This window comes from Mycolicibacterium palauense, from assembly GCF_002592005.1.
GTDB classification, from domain to species: Bacteria; Actinomycetota; Actinomycetes; order Mycobacteriales; family Mycobacteriaceae; genus Mycobacterium; species Mycobacterium palauense.
In genome coordinates, this window is record NZ_NVQF01000026.1 from 26,120 (window position 1) to 40,356 (window position 14,237).

Consider the following 14,237-nt stretch of genomic DNA (forward strand, 5'->3'; position numbering starts at 1 on the left):
TTCGGCGCGTACGGTCTGTCTTGCGGGCAGCCCCCAATGCCCGCCACAGGTATCGGGCCGCCCAGTGCGTCGAAAGGACCCCAGGTGCGGGTAGTGGTGATGGGATGCGGCCGAGTGGGCGCCTCGCTGGCCGACGGTCTGGCTCGCATCGGTCACGAGGTGGCGGTCATCGACCGCGACAGCATGGCCTTTCAGCGCCTGTCACCGGACTTCTCCGGCGAGCGGGTGCTGGGCATGGGGTTCGACCGTGACGTGCTGGTGCGGGCCGGCATCGAGGAGGCCGGCGCCTTCGCCGCGGTCTCCTCCGGCGACAACTCGAACATCATCTCGGCGCGGGTGGCGCGCGAGACGTTCGGCGTCCAGCGGGTGGTTGCGCGCATCTACGACGCCAAGCGCGCCGCGGTCTATGAGCGCCTCGGTATTCCGACGGTCGCCACCGTGCCGTGGACCACCGACCGTCTGCTCAACGCGCTGACCCGCGAGACCGAGACCACCAAGTGGCGGGACCCGACCGGCACGGTCGCCGTGGCCGAGTTGGCGCTGCACGAGGACTGGGTCGGGTACCGGATCACCGCGCTGGAGAGCGCCACCGGGGCGCGGGTGGCGTTTCTGATCCGGTTCGGCTCCGGGCTGCTGCCCGACGCGAAGACGGTGCTGCAGGCCAGTGACCAGGTGTACATCGCCGCGGTGTCCGGGCGCGTCGCCGAGGCCATGGCGATCGCCGCGCTGCCACCGGGCGAGGACGTCGATCCCGGGGAGGACCGATGACGCCTCACCCGACGAGCGCCCGCCCGATGAGCACGGTTGCGACCAGGAGGTGGCGGCGATGAAGGTGGCGATTGCCGGGGCCGGCGCGGTGGGACGGTCGATCGCGCGCGAGCTGGTCGACAATGACCACGACGTGACGTTGATCGAGCGCAACGTCGCCCACATCGACGTCGACGACATCCCGGCGGCGCGGTGGCGGCTGGGCGACGCCTGCGAGCTCAGCCTGCTGGAGTCGGTTCACCTGGAGGACTTCGACGTCGTCATCGCGGCGACCGGCGACGACAAGGCCAACGTGGTGCTCTCGCTGCTGGCCAAGACCGAGTTCGCGGTGTCACGGGTGGTGGCGCGGGTCAACGATCCACGCAACGAGTGGCTCTTCGACGACGCCTGGGGCGTCGACGTCGCGGTCTCCACGCCGCGGATGCTGGCCTCCCTGGTGGAGGAGGCGGTCGCCGTCGGTGACCTGGTGCGGATCATGGAGTTCCGCAAGGGCGAAGCCAGTCTCGTCGAGCTGACGCTGCCCGACGACACCCCGTGGGGCGGCCGCCCGGTGCGCAAGCTCGACCTGCCCCGCGACGCCGCGCTGGTGACGATCCTGCGCGGGGCTCGGGTGATCGTCCCGGAGTCCGACGAACCCCTGGAGGGCGGTGACGAGCTGTTGTTCGTCGCCGCGCCGGACGTCGAGGAGGACCTGCGCCGGATGCTGCTGCCGCAGGCGGGTTCGGACTAGACGCCGGACCAGACGTCCGGACTAGACGTCCGGACTAGACACGGTCTTCCAGCGTCGGCGGGGCCGAGCTGCCGTCACCACTCGGCGGAGCCGAAACGTCAACACCGCTCGGCGGAGCCGAAACGCCGATACCGCTCGGCGGAGCCGAAACGCCGTCCGTCTCGGCCGCGCTGTCGCCGGCGCTGGCACCCGGCGGACCGTGGTGCTCGTGGTGGGCGGCGTGCACGGCACGGTCGTGGGCGGCGTGCACGGCACGGTCGTGGGCGGCGTGCACGGCACGCTGGGCCGCTTTGATCGCGACATAGGTGGCCACCGCGGCCACCGCGGCCAGCGGCCAGCCCATGGCGATGCGGGCCACCCCCAGCCAACCGGTCTGGTCGGCGTCGTAGAGGTGATGCTGGACGATGAACCGGGCGGCGAACACCAGCACCCAGGTGCCTGTCGCGATGTCGAACGCGGTGACCGCCCGGCGGACCGACCGCCAGGATCCGTCGTGTTTGTTGACCCAGTTCCAGATGTAGCCGACGGCCGGGCGCCGGACGAGGATCGAGACCCCGAACACCACCGCCCAGAACAACGACATCCAGATGCCCAGCAGGAAGTAGCCCTTGGCCTCGCCGAGCAAGTAGGCGATCAATGCGCAGAAGCCGACACCGATGAAACCCGATATCGCAGGTTGTGCGGATTCCCGCCGGGCCAGCCGCCACACCAGCACCGCGGCGGCCACTCCCAGTGCGGACAGGATGGCGGCCTGCAGGCCCGCCAGGCTGGAGACGGGCACGAACACCACGACGGGCAGCGACGAGTAGATCAGTCCGCTGACGCCGCCCATCTGCTCCAGCAGAGCGTGCGAACTCAGGTTCTTATCGGCCACGTGGGGATACGACTGTGCTTTCCGGTCTCAGGGATGGCTGCGGGGCGGCGAGCGCCTCAGCGCTGGATCTCGTAATGCGGGTTGTAGATCGCCTTGGCGCCGCTCTCCAGCTTGCCGAGGCGCCCGTGTACACGCAAGGTGCGGCCGGAGTCGATGCCCGGGATCCGCCGCTGACCCAGCCACACCAGCGTCACCGTGTCGGTGCCGTCGAAGAGTTCGGCGCGCACACCCCCGGCGCACCCCTTGGAATTGGCCTCGACGCTGCGCAGTGTGCCGACCATCGTCACCTCCTGGCCGCGCTCGCAGTCGATGGCGCGCTGGGCACCGGTGTGCGTTGCTTCGTCGGTGAGTTCCTCGGCGTCGCGCTGTTCGGGATTCTCCGTCAGCCGTCGAGTGAGCCGGCGTAGATAACCTTCGGCCGTAGCCATGGTCTCTCCTGCTTCCTCTGTCGCGGAACGTGGAACACGCTCTTCGGAACCACAGTGCAACGCCACCGTAGACCGGTTACTTCCCGAATGCCACGCCGCACGCGCCGGTAAACGCAACTTCGCTGCCGGGGATTGGGCACGATCGAGGCATGCCTGTCGATCTGCGCGGGGTGCCCACCGTCCTTCTGCCCGGAACCGGTTCCGACGATGACTACGCCTATCGGGCGTTCGGCCCGGCATTGCACGAGGTCGGCGCACTGCCGGTGGCCAGTCCGCCCGATCCGCGGCGGCTGGTCGGCGGGTATCTCGACGCGCTGGCCGACGCCGCCCGCGGCGGCCCCATCGCCGTCGGCGGAATTTCGCTGGGAGCTGCCGTGGCCGCCGGCTGGGCGATCTCGCACCCGCGGCAGGTGGTCGCCGTCCTCGCTGCGATGCCGGCGTGGACCGGCTCGCCGCAGAGCGCCCCCGCCGCGGCCGCGGCGCGGGCGTCAGCGCACGAGCTGCGCCGCGACGGGCTGGTGGCGGCCGCATCCCGGATGCGTGGTTCCAGCCCCCGCTGGCTCGGCGACGAGCTCGCCCGCTCGTGGCTGGGCCAGTGGCCAGACCTGCCCGACGCCATGGAGGAGGCGGCCGCCTATGTGGCTCCGACCAGCGCCGAACTGGAGACATTGCGGGCCCCGATGGGGATCGTCTCGGCCACCGACGACCCCGTTCACCCGTTGGAGATCGGCGTGGAGTGGGTGTCGGCGGCACCGCGCGCGTCGTTGCGGACGGTCACGCTCGATGAGGTCGGCGCCGACCCGGCGACGCTCGGCAGGGCCTGCCTGGCAGCGCTGGCGGACCTGTAGCGCGGGCGGGGTACCTCAGCGCCCGATCGTGCCGCGCAGTTGCTGCATCGCCGAGCCCGCCGCACCGCGGCGGGCCAGCGGGGCCTGGACGCCGGCGGCCGAGGCCGACGGCGGGGCGGCACCCGCGCCCGGCGCCGCGGGCGGCTGCGGAGGCGGTCCCGGTGCGGCCGGCGGCGCCACCGGCGGTGCACCGGCGGGCCGTTGCGCCGTCGGCGGAGCCTGGCCGTGCGGCTGCGGTTGCGGCGGGGCCGGGGGTTGTGGCGGGGCCGGCGGCTGCGGTTGCGGCGGAGCCGGGGGTTGCGGCTGGCCCTGCTGGCCCTGTTGCTGGGCCTGGGCCGCGGCGGCCTGCTCGGCCACGGCACGCAGTTGGGCCGCCATCGGCTCGGGTAGCTGCACCGGCAGTGGGGTGCGCACCGGCATGGGGGTGTCCCCGCGGCGCACCACGGTGTCGGCCAGCGCGGTGCGGGCCTCGACGGTGAGCGCCTCGATGCTCTCGTGGGTGCCGTTGACCACGCAGCGGATCATCCAGCGATACCCGTCGACACCGATGAACCGCACCGACCCCGACGCCGTGCCGACCACCTCCCGCCCCCACGGCCCGGACTCGATCGACACCTTGTCGGCGTCCTTGCGCAGCGATTCGGCCAGCTCGCCGGCCACCTCTCGCCACAGCCCCGCGCTCTTGGGAGCCGCGTAGGCCGACACCGTGAACCGCCCCCGGGGCGTGACGACCCACACCGCGTTGGGAGCCCCGGCCTGGTTCAGTTCGACCTGCACCTGACCGTTCTCCGGCATCGGGATCAACACCGATCCCAGGTCGAGGCGACCGACCGCCGCCACCTCGGGATCGTCGAAATCCTCGATGTCGAAGGGCCCTTCGAGGTCGTCGGCGTCCGCCGGATGCTCCGCCCCCGCGGACGCCCCGGCCGGCTGCGTTTCCTCGACTTGCTTGCGTTTACCGAATGCCATCACAGACTCGCATGTCCTCCCGAAGACCCGTGGCCACCGTCGCCACGGGTGGTGTCCCCCAGTCCGGCCTCGTCGAACGAGGTGACCTCGACCAGCTCGGGCAGCTCGACGCGCTGGACGAGCAGCTGCGCGATCCGGTCACCGCGGCAGATCACGATCGGCTCGGACGGATCCAGGTTGATCAGCGAGACCTTGATCTCGCCGCGGTACCCGGCGTCGATGGTGCCCGGGCTGTTGACGATCGAAAGCCCAACGCGGGCAGCCAATCCCGAACGCGGATGGACCAAACCCACCATCCCGTCCGGGATGGCCACGGCGATACCGGTGGGCACCAGGGCCCGCCGGCCCGGAGCCAGGGTGAGGTCCTGGGCGCTGAACAGATCCACACCCGCATCCCCGGCGTGGGCACGCTCGGGCATCGGCAGATCGGGGTCCAGGCGCATGACCGCCAGACGGGTTAACACGAGCCATGAGACTACTCTTGGCCGCGTGTCAGCTTCGCGCGTGACCTCCCAAACGGTTCGCTACCGCGAGCGCCTGTCGGCGCCGTGGTGGTGGTGGCCGCTCGGCTTCGCCCTGGCGGCGCTGATCGCGTTGGAGGTCAATCAGGGTGTCGGCGGCATGCCGACCTGGGTGCCGTTCGCAGCGCTGTTCGTCGTCGCCGCGGGGACGCTGCTCTGGCTGGGCCGCACCGAGGTCAAGGTCGTCGCCGGCGAGACGGGGGTCGAGCTGTGGGCGGGTCGGGCCCATCTGCCGGTCTCGGTGGTCTCCCGCTCGGCGGAGATCCCCCGCTCGGCGAAGTCCGCGGCGCTGGGCCGCCAGCTGGACCCCGCCGCCTTCGTCATACATCGCGCATGGGTCGGCCCGATGGTCCTGGTCGTCCTCGACGACCCCGACGATCCCACCCCGTACTGGCTGATCAGCTGCCGCCACCCCGAGCGGGTGCTCTCCGCCCTGCGCAGCTGAGCGCGCACCACACGGGCGACCGGCGACCGGCGGCCGGCCGTTGTCCGGCCGCCGTCACCAGTGTCACGCCGCGCAGTCGTTACAGATCATCACGCCGTTCTTCTCGCTGGCCAGGCGGCTGCGGTGCTGTACCAGAAAGCAGCTCGAGCACGTGAACTCGTCGGCCTGCTTCGGGATCACCCGCACCGAGAGTTCCTCTCCGGAGAGATCCGCTCCCGGCAGCTCGAAGGATTCGGCTGATTCGGATTCGTCGACATCGACCACGGCCGACTGCGCCTCATTGCGGCGCGCCTTCAACTCCTCCAACGAATCTTCGGAGACGTCGTCGGTCTCGGAGCGCCGTGGGGCGTCATAGTCGGTAGCCATTTCGGTCCCATTCCCCTCGTGAATCTTGCAGCTCAGCTTTGTACCAGTGCCGAACGCGTGCGCCAAACGATTCGTGCCCCGAACGAGGCCATCTCAAGTGTGATTTACATCACACCCGTTGCCCGCGCCGGTCCGTCACCGCGAGAAGTGGTGCGTGCGCTGGCTTTGAGCTGCCTCTAGAGTGCAGGCGTGGTAGCGCAAATCACCGAGGGAACCGCGTTCGACAAGCGCGGTCTCCCGTTCCGACGTCGCAGTATGCTGCCCGGTTTGGCGGTCGCGGCCGTGCTGGCCGTGATCACCGCCACTGTGTGGACGATCGTGCTGACCCAACCCGCCGAGATCGACCAGGTCGCCGCCTGCAATCCGCCACCGCAGTCCGAGGACCCCGACGCGCCGCGGCTCGGCGAACCCGTCGCGAACTCCGAGATGGTGGACGTGATGCCGGCCAAACTGGCCGACACCCGGATCCAGGTACTCAACGCCAGCGGACAGGGCGGACAGGCCGCCGAGGTGTCCGGGGCCCTGCGCGACCTCGGCTTCGCCCAGCCCACCGCCGCCAACGACCCGGTCTATGCCGATTCCCGGCTGAACTGCCAGGGTCAGATCCGGTTCGGCCCCGACGGGCGCGCCACCGCCGCGGCGGTGTGGTTGGTGGCCCCGTGCACCGAGCTGTTCGAGGACCAGCGGTCCGACGACTCCGTCGACCTGGCGCTGGGCACCGACTTCACGACACTGACCCACAGCGACGACATCGACGCCGTGCTTGCCGGCCTGCGCCCCGAGGCCACCGAACCCGCCGACCCCGCGCTGCTGAAGAAGATCCACTCGGCCAGCTGCTGAGGGCCGGACCGGCGCGGGTCAGACCGGGAGGGCTTCCAGCCCGCCCGCGCCGGCGAACACCTCACGGAACTCGGTGGCGACCCCCGGGGCCGCCGCCACCAGCGGCTCCGCCCGCCCGGTACCGGTCCGGGGCAGCCGTACCCAGGCCCCGGCCTCGGCGGCGATCAGCGCGCCGGCGGCCCAGTCCCACACGTTGAGCCCGTGCTCGTAGTGTGCATCCAGGCGGCCGGCGGCGACCATGCACAGATCCAGCGCGGCCGACCCGATCCGGCGCACGTCGCGCACCGCCGGCAGCATGCGGGCCAGCAGGCCCGCCTGGGCGGCGCGCCGTTGCGGCGAATAGCCGAATCCGGTACCCAGCAACACCATTGACAGCTCCGACACGGCGCTGCACCGCAGCCGGCTGCGGCCGTGCGGACCCACGAGCTCGGCACCCAGGCCGACACCGGCCGAATAGATCTCCCCGGCGGCGACGTCGGCCACCGCCCCCGCGACCGACACGCCGCCGAGCTGGGCCGCCACCGACACGGCATACGCCGGGATCCCGTAGACGAAGTTCACGGTGCCGTCGATGGGGTCCAGCACCCAGGTGACCGTGTCGGAGGAGGCGTCGACGGCCTCGGCGGGCCCGCCGCCCTCCTCCCCGAGAATCGGGTCGCCGGGCCGCACCGCGGCCAGCCGGTCCCGGATCAGGCGTTCGGTCTCGGTGTCGACGACGGTGACCGGGTCCGTCGGGGTGCTCTTGGCCCGCACCGCCCCGTCGGGCGCCGCGCTCCCACCCGCGGTCCCGAACACCTCGGCGCGCCGACGGCGCACGAAGGCGGCCGCCTCCCCCGCCAGCGTCTCGGCGATCGAACGGAGTGCCGCGACGTCGCGGTGGTCGGGCGCGGATTCCGGGGTGCTCACGGCTCTATCGCAACACACCTGGACACCCACCGACACACTCACCAACTCGCCGAGCACGCACTAGTGTTGGGCGCGCCGACCGTCAGCCTCGCGAGGAGCCGTCATGACCGATTCCCCCGTTGCCCCACCCACCGCGGACACCGACCAGCGCCGCGGGTTCGGCATCGACGTCGGCGGCAGCGGCGTCAAGGGCGGGATCGTGGACCTCGACACCGGTCAGCTCATCGGGGAACGCTTCAAGCTGGCCACCCCGCAGCCGGCCACGCCCGAGGCGGTCGCCGGCACGATCGCCGCCGTCGTACGGGAATTCGGCTGGACGGGCAAGCTGGGCGTCACCTATCCCGGCGTGGTCGTCGAGGGCGTGGCGCACACCGCCGCCAACGTCGACAAGGCCTGGATCGGCACCGACGCCAGCGAAGTGATCGGGGCCGCGCTCGACGGACAACCGGTGACCGTGCTCAACGACGCCGATGCCGCGGGCCTGGCAGAGGAACGCTTCGGCGCTGGTCAAGACCACACCGGCGTGGTGGTGCTGCTGACCTTCGGCACCGGGATCGGCTCGGCGGTGATCCACAACGGCATCCTCTTGCCCAACACCGAGTTCGGCCACCTCGAGGTCGGCGGCAAGGAGGCCGAGCATCGCGCGGCCTCCTCGGTGAAGGAGAAAAAGGACTGGAGCTACGAGCGCTGGACCAAGGAGGTCACCCGGGTGCTGGTGGCGATCGAGAACGCGATCTGGCCGGATCTGTTCATCGCGGGCGGAGGTATCAGCCGCAAGGCCGACAAGTGGATCCCCCTGCTGGAGAACCGCACGCCGGTGGTCGCCGCCGTGCTGCAGAACACCGCCGGAATCGTCGGCGCGGCGATGGCCGCCGAGTTCGACGTGACTCACTGATCCCCGCGATCCGGGCGGCCCGGTTCCCGCGATTCCGGGCCGCGCCCGCCCTGTTTCGGAACGCAAAACTGCGCGCTCGGGACGGGACGGGGCCGCACTGTCGTTACAATGGTCCATGGCGGCCGCCATCCGGATAGCGGCGATACTTCAGGAAAGACTGACGCCGACAGTCCCGATAGCCCCCACATAGCCGAAAGAGCTTTCGGTGGTGCACGCACCTGCCCGCCGATCGCCCGTAAGACCGAAAGGGTGTACGTGGCAGCGACCAAGGCAGGCACCGCGACCGACGACGACGTCGACGGCACGACCGCCAAGCCACCCACGAAACGAGCCGCCGGCGCCAAGGCCCCCGCCAAGCGCACGTCCCGCGCGGCCAAGTCCGGCGCAGCCAAGGCCCCCGCCAAGCGCGCGGCCAAGTCCACCAAGCCCAAGGCCGACGGAGCGCCGGGCCGGGGACGCCGGAAGGCCGATGAGGCCGGAGCCGACGAGGTGTCCACCGACTCGGCCGACGACATCGACACCGACGACATCGACGCCGAGCCCGGCGACCTGGATTCCGATGACCTCGACGTCGACGAGCTGGACGATCTCGACGAGGACGACGCCGACGAGAGCTCCGACGACGAGGCCGAGGATTCCGAGGATGCGGGGGATTCCGAGGATGCCGGGGGTTCCGGGGACACCGCGGCCCCGGCGGCCAAGAAGGCCGCCAAGGCGGACGCCGATGACGAGATCGCCGAGCCGTCGGAGAAGGACAAGGCCTCCGGTGACTTCGTGTGGGACGAAGAGGAATCCGAGGCGCTGCGCCAGGCGCGCAAGGACGCCGAGCTCACCGCCTCGGCGGACTCCGTGCGTGCCTACCTCAAGCAGATCGGCAAGGTCGCGCTGCTCAACGCCGAGGAGGAGGTCGAGCTCGCCAAGCGCATCGAGGCCGGGCTCTACGCCACCCAGCTGATGTCCGAGCTGTCCGACAAGGGCGAGAAGCTGCCCGCCGCCCAGCGCCGCGACATGATGTGGATCTGCCGCGACGGCGATCGCGCCAAGAATCACCTGCTGGAGGCCAACCTGCGCCTGGTGGTCTCACTGGCCAAGCGCTACACCGGCCGCGGCATGGCGTTCCTGGACCTGATCCAGGAGGGCAACCTGGGGCTGATCCGCGCGGTGGAGAAGTTCGACTACACCAAGGGCTACAAGTTCTCCACCTACGCCACGTGGTGGATCCGTCAGGCCATCACCCGGGCGATGGCCGACCAGGCCCGCACCATCCGCATCCCGGTGCACATGGTCGAGGTGATCAACAAGCTCGGCCGCATCCAGCGTGAGCTGCTGCAGGACCTGGGCCGCGAGCCCACTCCCGAGGAGCTCGCCAAGGAGATGGACATCACGCCGGAGAAGGTGCTGGAGATCCAGCAGTACGCGCGTGAACCCATCTCGCTGGACCAGACCATCGGCGACGAGGGCGACTCCCAGCTCGGGGACTTCATCGAGGATTCCGAGGCCGTAGTGGCCGTCGACGCGGTGTCCTTCACGCTGCTGCAGGATCAGCTGCAGTCGGTGTTGGAGACGCTCTCCGAGCGCGAGGCCGGTGTCGTGCGACTGCGTTTCGGGCTCACCGACGGCCAGCCGCGGACCCTCGACGAGATCGGCCAGGTCTACGGCGTCACCCGCGAGCGGATCCGTCAGATCGAGTCCAAGACCATGTCGAAGCTGCGCCACCCGAGCCGCTCGCAGGTGCTGCGGGACTACCTGGACTGATCCCGCTCCGCACCCTGATCGACGTCGGTGGGCGCGCCCGCCGACGCCCCGTTCGGGGCCGCGGTCAGCTCACGCTCTCCCCCGGCCGTCGCGGGTCGGGGGTGTCGGCTCGCCGAACCGGCCGTCGGGTCCGGGCAGGTAGGGCGTGACGATTGTCACAGCTGCCGTCGGCAGGGGTCCGTACAGGTGCGGGAACACCATCGACCGGGGATCGGTCGGCACGCCCGGTTCCCATCGCAGCGGCGCCGCCAGCGAATGCGGATCCAGGTACAGCAGTACCAGATCCCGGCGGCCGGCGTAGAGGCGGTTCGCCGGCAGATGCACCTGTGCCACCGTGGAAAGGTGCACGAAGCCGGACTCCGCCAGTGACGGTGGCCGGTACTCCCCGTGGCCGGCCGAGGCGCGCCAGTCCTGCTCCGAACAGATGTGGACGAGCACTTCGGGGATGGCCGGCATACGACCAGAGTGCCCTACGCGCAAATCGACCAACGGGTGAGACACGACACACCGGTAAACGCCTCGGGAACAAGGCCGGAACGCCATACGTCTGAGACAGTAGAAACCACGCGAGAACGGAGGAGCCATGGAAGCAACTCTGACCAGTCCGGAGCTGACGAGGGCTGATCGCTGCGACCGCTGCGGCGCCGCCGCCCGCGTGCGCGCGAAGCTCCCGTCGGGAGCCGAGCTGTTGTTCTGCCAGCATCACGCCAACGAACACGAGGCCAAGCTGATCGAGGCCTCGGCCGTGTTGGAGGTCAGCTCAGCGGAGCTGTAGGCCGGTCCCCGCGACACGGCGCTGCGCGGTTGGGCAGAACCCCTCGACGTCGGGGATGCTGGGCTGGTCATGACTGACCAGCCGGCCACCCGCTCCCGCCACCACGTGTGGCGCATCACCAAGCGAACCCTGTTGAAGGCCTGGGACGACTCGATCTTCGCCGAGTCGGCTCAGGCCGGGTTCTGGTCGGTGCTGTCGTTGCCGCCGCTGCTGCTCGGCATGCTCGGGAGCCTGGCCTACATCGCCCCGTTGTTCGGCCCGGACACGCTGCCGACCATCGAGGCCCGGTTGATCAGCCTGGCCAACAGTTTCTTCTCCAAGAACGTCGTCGTGGAGATCATCGAGCCGACGATCCGTGACATCGTGCAGGGCGCCCGCGGCGAGGTCGTGTCGCTGGGATTCGTGATCTCGCTGTGGGCGGGCTCGTCGGCGATCTCGGCGTTCGTCGACTCCATCGTTGAGGCGCACGACCAGACTCCCCTGCGACATCCGGTGCGACAGCGGTTCTTTGCACTGGGTCTCTACGTCGCCGGACTGCTCATCGTCATCGCCACCGCGCCGTTCGTGGCGCTGGGGCCCCGCAAGATCGCCGAGTACATCCCCGACAGCTGGGACAACGTGCTGCGCTACGGCTACTACCCGGCGCTGATCGTCACCTTCGCCGTGGCGGTCACGATCCTCTACCGGGTGTCGCTGCCGCGCCCACTGCCCACCCACCGGCTGGTCCTGGGTGCGGTGCTGGCCACCACCGTGTTCGTGGTGGCCACCGGGGGCCTGCGCATCTACCTGAGCTACATCACCAAGACCGGATACACCTACGGCGCCCTGGCGACGCCGATCGCGTTCCTGCTGTTCGCGTTCTTCCTCGGATTCGCCATCATGATCGGCGCCGAACTGAACGCCGCGATCCAAGAGGAATGGCCGGCGCCGGTCACCCACGCCCACCGCCTGTTGTTCTGGCTCACCCGCAAGGCCGAGGAACGGGCCAACGGCAAGGGGCCGGTCGGGGAACCAACTGGAGAGCCAGCCAGGGAACCAGCCGGAGAGCAGAAACCGCCCGCTGCCCGCCCCGGCCGCGACACCGCGCCGGCGCCCGTCCAGGGGCCGGCCAGCACCGTTCCACCGGGTGTGGCCGGCACCGGGCCCCCCGAAGGCGGCGTCAGCTCTTCTTGAGGCCCTCGTAGATGCGCTTGCAGTCCGGGCACACCGGAGAGCCGGGTTTCGCCGAGCGGGTGACCGGGAAGACTTCGCCGCACAGGGCGACCACGTGGGTGCCCATCACCGCGCTCTCGGCGATCTTGTCCTTCTTGACGTAGTGGAAGACCTTCGGGGCGTCGTCATCGGAGCCGTCGTCGACCCGTTCGTCGGTGTCCGGACGCTCGATCGTCTGGGTCTGCATGGGCCCATTCTGCCGCAGAAAATAACGGCTGGGAATCCGCGCGATCCTCGGCGGTCATCTTCGGCAGCCGTCGTCGGTGCGTTGTGCAAGAGTGGAGGATATGCGGCACGCCCAGGAGCTCGGTTACGACGACGAGGGTCGGCCGGTGCTCATCACCCGCGCCGAGTTGCCCTATGAGGAGCAGCACCGGGCGCGGGTACGCAAGTACCTGACGCTGATGGCGTTCCGCATTCCCGCGCTCGTGCTCGCCGCCGTGGCCTACAGCGTGTGGGAGAACGGGTTGATCTCGCTGGCGATCGTGGCCGTCTCCATCCCGCTGCCGTGGATGGCGGTGCTCATCGCCAACGACCGCCCCCCTCGGCGGGCCGAGGAACCGCGCCGGTTCGACGATGCGCAGCGCCGCACCCCGCTGTTCCCGACCGCGCACCGCTCGGCGCTTGAAGGCCGCGTGCCGCAACGGGACTCGCAACGGGACTCGGGTGATCCCGGGCCCGGCGGTTCCCGATGAGCGGCTTCTAGCTCAATTCTCAGCCCATTCTCAGGTCGGTCGATCATTTCCGCACGTCAGAGGGTGTGAAACCGCTCGCCGGTGGGAACTCTTCGCTCCAGTCAGGCGTTGGACTGCTTGAGAGTGCGAGCCATGAGGAGGCCGATATGGCATATGCCACCGCAAGTCGGGTTGACAGCGATCTGGACAGCCAGAGTCCCGCCGCGGATCTCGTCCGGGTGTATCTCAACGGCATCGGCAAGACCGCGTTGCTCAGTGCGGCCGACGAGGTGGAACTCGCCAAGCGGATCGAGGCAGGTCTGTATGCCCAGCACCTGCTCGACACCCGCAAGCGTCTCGGCGAGAACCGCAAACGCGACCTGGCCGCGGTGGTCCGCGACGGGCAGGCGGCACGCCGCCACCTGTTGGAGGCCAATCTGCGCCTGGTGGTGAGCCTGGCCAAGCGCTACACCGGTCGAGGGATGCCGCTGCTGGATCTCATCCAGGAAGGCAATCTGGGGCTGATCCGCGCGATGGAGAAGTTCGACTACGCCAAGGGGTTCAAGTTCTCGACCTACGCCACCTGGTGGATCCGCCAGGCCATCACCCGCGGCATGGCCGATCAGAGCCGCACCATCCGGCTGCCCGTGCACCTGGTCGAGCAGGTCAACAAGCTGGCGCGGATCAAGCGGGAGATGCACCAGAACCTGGGCCGCGAGGCGACCGACGAGGAACTGGCCGAGGAATCCGGCATTCCGGTGGAGAAGATCAACGATCTGCTGGAGCACAGCCGCGACCCGGTGAGCCTGGACATGCCGGTCGGCAGCGATGAGGAGGCCCCGCTCGGGGACTTCATCGAGGACGCCGAGGCGCTCTCGGCGGAGAACGCCGTCATCGCCGAACTGCTGCACACCGACATCCGCCACGTGCTGGCCACGCTCGACGAGCGCGAGCAGCAGGTGATCCGGCTGCGGTTCGGTCTCGACGACGGCCAGCCGCGCACCCTCGACCAGATCGGCAAGCTCTTCGGCCTGTCCCGTGAGCGGGTACGCCAGATCGAGCGCGAGGTGATGGCCAAGCTGCGCCACGGCGATCGCGCCGACCGGTTGCGCTCCTACGCGAGCTGACGTCCCCGCAGCCGACTTCCCTGAATCAGTGTGCCCGCCGCGCCCCCCGGCGGGCACACTGCTGTCCGGGGGCCGCCGTCCGGGGCGGAGACGGCCCGGGCAGG

The 14,237-nt window shown here is 70.0% G+C and carries 16 protein-coding genes and 3 pseudogenes; 11 read left to right on the top strand and 8 right to left on the bottom strand.

Annotated elements, in window-relative coordinates; all coding sequences use genetic code 11:
- Positions 1-84: 84 nt before the first annotated feature.
- Together CSR00_RS12745 and CSR00_RS12750 are read left to right on the top strand one after the other, a co-directional pair.
- Entirely contained in the window at positions 85-768 is a 684-nt protein-coding gene (locus CSR00_RS12745) for a potassium channel family protein (RefSeq protein WP_099022772.1), read from the top strand.
- A gap of 58 nt (positions 769-826) precedes the next feature.
- On the top strand, positions 827-1,498 hold the full coding sequence (locus CSR00_RS12750; protein ID WP_099022812.1) for a potassium channel family protein: 672 nt from the start codon (positions 827-829) through the stop codon (positions 1,496-1,498).
- Between the two features lie 247 nt (positions 1,499-1,745).
- Here CSR00_RS12750 and CSR00_RS12755 read toward each other — a convergent pair.
- Both CSR00_RS12755 and CSR00_RS12760 read right to left on the bottom strand, forming a co-directional pair.
- A pseudogene (locus CSR00_RS12755) lies at positions 1,746-2,330 on the bottom strand (DUF3159 domain-containing protein); the annotation flags it as partial.
- 98 nt (positions 2,331-2,428) lie between these two features.
- Positions 2,429-2,800 (bottom strand): OB-fold nucleic acid binding domain-containing protein, encoded by a 372-nt coding sequence (locus CSR00_RS12760; protein WP_099022773.1) that lies wholly within the window; start codon positions 2,798-2,800, stop codon positions 2,429-2,431.
- Between the two features lie 149 nt (positions 2,801-2,949).
- On the opposite strand from CSR00_RS12760, the gene CSR00_RS12765 reads away from it, so the two are divergent.
- Positions 2,950-3,648, top strand: coding sequence for an alpha/beta fold hydrolase (locus CSR00_RS12765; RefSeq protein WP_099022774.1), 699 nt, complete (start codon positions 2,950-2,952; stop codon positions 3,646-3,648).
- Positions 3,649-3,933: 285 nt separating this feature from the next.
- Here the strand turns inward: CSR00_RS12765 and CSR00_RS12770 are convergent.
- Positions 3,934-4,617: pseudogene (locus CSR00_RS12770) on the bottom strand (DUF3710 domain-containing protein); the annotation flags it as partial.
- On the bottom strand, positions 4,617-5,081 hold the full coding sequence (gene dut, locus CSR00_RS12775; protein WP_099022775.1) for a dUTP diphosphatase: 465 nt from the start codon (positions 5,079-5,081) through the stop codon (positions 4,617-4,619). The gene dut and the pseudogene CSR00_RS12770, both read right to left, overlap by 1 nt.
- 25 nt (positions 5,082-5,106) lie before the next feature.
- On the opposite strand from dut, the gene CSR00_RS12780 reads away from it, so the two are divergent.
- Positions 5,107-5,583 carry a DUF3093 domain-containing protein gene (locus CSR00_RS12780; RefSeq protein WP_099022776.1) on the top strand — a complete coding sequence of 159 codons (477 nt, stop codon included), beginning with the start codon at positions 5,107-5,109 and terminating at the stop codon, positions 5,581-5,583.
- 63 nt (positions 5,584-5,646) lie between these two features.
- Here the strand turns inward: CSR00_RS12780 and CSR00_RS12785 are convergent, their stop codons facing one another.
- A complete protein-coding gene (locus CSR00_RS12785; RefSeq protein ID WP_099022777.1) occupies positions 5,647-5,949 on the bottom strand; it encodes a DUF4193 domain-containing protein in 303 nt (100 codons plus the stop codon).
- Positions 5,950-6,138: 189 nt separating this feature from the next.
- On the opposite strand from CSR00_RS12785, the gene cei reads away from it, so the two are divergent.
- Entirely contained in the window at positions 6,139-6,789 is a 651-nt protein-coding gene (cei, locus tag CSR00_RS12790; RefSeq protein WP_099022778.1) for an envelope integrity protein Cei, read from the top strand.
- 18 nt (positions 6,790-6,807) lie between these two features.
- On the opposite strand, the gene CSR00_RS12795 is transcribed toward cei, so the two are convergent.
- Positions 6,808-7,695, bottom strand: coding sequence for an inositol monophosphatase family protein (locus CSR00_RS12795; protein ID WP_099022779.1), 888 nt, complete (start codon positions 7,693-7,695; stop codon positions 6,808-6,810).
- Between the two features lie 103 nt (positions 7,696-7,798).
- On the opposite strand from CSR00_RS12795, the gene ppgK reads away from it, so the two are divergent.
- Together ppgK and CSR00_RS12805 are read left to right on the top strand one after the other, a co-directional pair.
- Positions 7,799-8,590, top strand: a complete 792-nt coding sequence (ppgK, locus tag CSR00_RS12800; protein ID WP_099022780.1) for a polyphosphate--glucose phosphotransferase — start codon at positions 7,799-7,801, stop codon at positions 8,588-8,590.
- A 249-nt stretch (positions 8,591-8,839) separates the two neighbouring features.
- Complete coding sequence (locus tag CSR00_RS12805) at positions 8,840-10,345, top strand: RNA polymerase sigma factor (protein ID WP_099022781.1); 1,506 nt, start codon at positions 8,840-8,842, stop codon at positions 10,343-10,345.
- Positions 10,346-10,414: 69 nt separating this feature from the next.
- Here the strand turns inward: CSR00_RS12805 and CSR00_RS12810 are convergent, their stop codons facing one another.
- Positions 10,415-10,801 (bottom strand): DUF952 domain-containing protein, encoded by a 387-nt coding sequence (locus CSR00_RS12810; protein WP_099022782.1) that lies wholly within the window; start codon positions 10,799-10,801, stop codon positions 10,415-10,417.
- A gap of 127 nt (positions 10,802-10,928) precedes the next feature.
- On the opposite strand from CSR00_RS12810, the gene CSR00_RS12815 reads away from it, so the two are divergent.
- Positions 10,929-11,120, top strand: a complete 192-nt coding sequence (locus CSR00_RS12815) for a DUF7455 domain-containing protein (protein WP_099022783.1) — start codon at positions 10,929-10,931, stop codon at positions 11,118-11,120.
- Positions 11,121-11,189: 69 nt separating this feature from the next.
- Positions 11,190-12,084 (top strand): annotated as a pseudogene (locus tag CSR00_RS12820) (YihY/virulence factor BrkB family protein); the annotation flags it as partial.
- 195 nt (positions 12,085-12,279) lie between these two features.
- Here the strand turns inward: CSR00_RS12820 and CSR00_RS12825 are convergent.
- Complete coding sequence (locus tag CSR00_RS12825; RefSeq protein ID WP_099022785.1) at positions 12,280-12,519, bottom strand: DUF3039 domain-containing protein; 240 nt, start codon at positions 12,517-12,519, stop codon at positions 12,280-12,282.
- A 100-nt stretch (positions 12,520-12,619) separates the two neighbouring features.
- On the opposite strand from CSR00_RS12825, the gene CSR00_RS12830 reads away from it, so the two are divergent.
- Both CSR00_RS12830 and CSR00_RS12835 read left to right on the top strand, forming a co-directional pair.
- Positions 12,620-13,027: a DUF3099 domain-containing protein gene (locus tag CSR00_RS12830; RefSeq protein ID WP_099022786.1), complete on the top strand. Its 408-nt coding sequence runs from the start codon at positions 12,620-12,622 to the stop codon at positions 13,025-13,027.
- Between the two features lie 113 nt (positions 13,028-13,140).
- Positions 13,141-14,133 carry a sigma-70 family RNA polymerase sigma factor gene (locus CSR00_RS12835; protein WP_281259712.1) on the top strand — a complete coding sequence of 331 codons (993 nt, stop codon included), beginning with the start codon at positions 13,141-13,143 and terminating at the stop codon, positions 14,131-14,133.
- Positions 14,134-14,237: the final 104 nt, after the last annotated feature.

Bases quoted from the DNA above. Each gene is read 5' to 3' on its own strand.
- CSR00_RS12765 (WP_099022774.1), top strand. From the start codon at position 2,950: ATGCCTGTCGATCTGCGCGGGGTGCCCACCGTCCTTCTGCCCGGAACC.
- CSR00_RS12760 (WP_099022773.1), bottom strand. From the start codon at position 2,800: ATGGCTACGGCCGAAGGTTATCTACGCCGGCTCACTCGACGGCTGACG.
- CSR00_RS12750 (WP_099022812.1), top strand. From the start codon at position 827: ATGAAGGTGGCGATTGCCGGGGCCGGCGCGGTGGGACGGTCGATCGCG.
- CSR00_RS12810 (WP_099022782.1), bottom strand. From the start codon at position 10,801: ATGCCGGCCATCCCCGAAGTGCTCGTCCACATCTGTTCGGAGCAGGAC.
- CSR00_RS12785 (WP_099022777.1), bottom strand. From the start codon at position 5,949: ATGGCTACCGACTATGACGCCCCACGGCGCTCCGAGACCGACGACGTC.
- CSR00_RS12825 (WP_099022785.1), bottom strand. From the start codon at position 12,519: ATGCAGACCCAGACGATCGAGCGTCCGGACACCGACGAACGGGTCGAC.
- CSR00_RS12815 (WP_099022783.1), top strand. From the start codon at position 10,929: ATGGAAGCAACTCTGACCAGTCCGGAGCTGACGAGGGCTGATCGCTGC.
- ppgK (WP_099022780.1), top strand. From the start codon at position 7,799: ATGACCGATTCCCCCGTTGCCCCACCCACCGCGGACACCGACCAGCGC.
- CSR00_RS12830 (WP_099022786.1), top strand. From the start codon at position 12,620: ATGCGGCACGCCCAGGAGCTCGGTTACGACGACGAGGGTCGGCCGGTG.